We start from the raw sequence: 413 nt of genomic DNA, 5'->3' as shown, positions 1-413 counted from the left end.
TAGTGTACTCCGTTTTCTTCTTTTGAATTTTTTTCTTCATAGAGAAATTAGTTGTTATAGTGGATGCACACCCATCCAAAGAGATCAATTCAAATGCGTAGAGCTAGATTACGCAAAATAGGAATTGAGATAGCACAGCATTTTAACTTATCTAAATTTAGTCCTGTGACTGTTCGTGAGATTCGACAAGTCAAAGTCTCTGATTGTCCGATCCCGAGCTGGTATAGGATGCCACAAATTTTCCAGTTAGCATCATGATTTAGCGGTGTGCTTCTAAATTTATATTGGTTCGCATAATGTATATTATGTTAAATATAATTTATTGAAATGTATTTAGCTACTGTTTAATATTTTTTAGCCCTCTTTTCTTCTCTTCTTTTATTTTGAACTTAATCGTTATTCTTGACTTTTAT

1 protein-coding gene is annotated in these 413 nt (G+C 32.2%); it reads left to right on the top strand.

What is annotated here, in order from left to right; genetic code table 11:
- The first annotated feature begins 63 nt into the window (after positions 1-63).
- A complete protein-coding gene (locus tag H3T96_RS14635; RefSeq protein ID WP_144093587.1) occupies positions 64-258 on the top strand; it encodes a phage/plasmid replication protein in 195 nt (64 codons plus the stop codon).
- The last annotated feature ends 155 nt before the right edge of the window (positions 259-413 follow it).

Origin of the sequence: Gilliamella sp. W8136 (assembly GCF_016101285.1) — a bacterium.
GTDB classification, from domain to species: Bacteria; Pseudomonadota; Gammaproteobacteria; order Enterobacterales; family Orbaceae; genus Gilliamella; species Gilliamella apicola_N.
Note: the sequence above shows the minus strand (reverse complement) of the source record. Positions and strands in the feature narration are given on the sequence as shown.

Coding starts and splice junctions, on each gene's coding strand:
- H3T96_RS14635 (WP_144093587.1), top strand. CDS start 64: ATGCACACCCATCCAAAGAGATCAATTCAAATGCGTAGAGCTAGATTA.